At 47.6% G+C, this 1,268-nt stretch carries 1 protein-coding gene; it reads right to left on the bottom strand.

Going from position 1 to position 1,268, the window contains the following annotated elements:
* Positions 1-74: 74 nt before the first annotated feature.
* Positions 75-1,265 carry an elongation factor Tu gene (gene tuf / locus B0181_RS11695; RefSeq protein WP_078277659.1) on the bottom strand — a complete coding sequence of 397 codons (1,191 nt, stop codon included), beginning with the start codon at positions 1,263-1,265 and terminating at the stop codon, positions 75-77.
* Positions 1,266-1,268 lie beyond the last annotated feature (3 nt).

Genomic DNA, 1,268 nt, shown 5'->3' with positions numbered 1-1,268 from the left:
CCAAAAACCCAAAAAGCAAACCCTTTCGAGTTTGCTTTTTGTTTGTTGTGCAGTTTTGCTGCTTGTATTAAGGATTAGCCTTTTACGTTTGCAACAACACCAGCACCTACGGTACGGCCACCTTCACGGATAGCGAAGCGTAGACCTTTGTCCATAGCGATTGGGTGGATAAGCTCCACGCTCATCTCAACGTTGTCGCCTGGCATTACCATTTCAGTACCTTCTTGTAGGGTGATTGCACCAGTTACGTCAGTGGTACGGAAGTAGAATTGTGGACGATAGCCGTTTAGGAATGGGGTATGACGACCACCTTCTTCTTTTGACAGTACGTATACTTCTGCGTCAAATTGGGTGTGTGGAGTGATTGAACCCGGCTTAGCAAGTACTTGACCACGTTGTACTTCTTCACGCTTAGTACCACGAAGTAGAACACCACAGTTCTCACCTGCACGACCTTCGTCTAGCAGTTTGCGGAACATTTCAACACCAGTACAGGTGGTTTTAGCGGTTGGTTTGATACCAACGATTTCAACTTCATCACCTACTTTGATGATACCAGACTCAACACGGCCAGTTACAACAGTACCACGACCAGAGATTGAGAATACGTCTTCGATTGGCATTAGGAATGACTTATCGATGTCACGCTCTGGCTCTGGGATGTAAGTGTCTAGAGTGTTTAGTAGTTCTAGAACCGCAGGCTCACCGTATTTGCCATCGCTGCCGTTTAGGGCTTCTAGTGCAGAACCTTTGATGATTGGAGTGTCATCGCCCGGGAAGTCGTAGTCAGATAGAAGTTCACGAACTTCCATTTCTACTAGTTCTAGTAGCTCTTCGTCATCTACCATGTCGCACTTGTTCATGAATACCATGATGTATGGTACGCCAACCTGACGAGATAGTAGGATGTGCTCACGAGTTTGTGGCATTGGGCCGTCAGTTGCAGATACAACTAGGATAGCGCCGTCCATCTGTGCAGCACCAGTGATCATGTTTTTAACATAGTCAGCGTGGCCCGGGCAGTCAACGTGTGCGTAGTGACGTGCTTCGGTGTCGTACTCGATGTGAGAAGTGTTAATGGTAATACCACGAGCTTTTTCTTCTGGTGCTGAGTCGATTGCAGCGTAGTCTTTTGCTTCACCACCGAAATGCTTAGCAGCAACGGTTGCGATAGCAGCAGTTAGAGTGGTTTTACCGTGGTCAACGTGACCGATGGTGCCGACGTTTACGTGCGGCTTGTTACGTTCGAACTTGGCTTTTGCCATGAT

Source organism: Moraxella caviae, assembly GCF_002014985.1.
GTDB lineage: Bacteria > Pseudomonadota > Gammaproteobacteria > Pseudomonadales > Moraxellaceae > Moraxella > Moraxella caviae.
The sequence above is the reverse complement of the archived record's forward strand: the minus strand, read 5'-3'. Positions and strand labels throughout refer to the sequence as shown.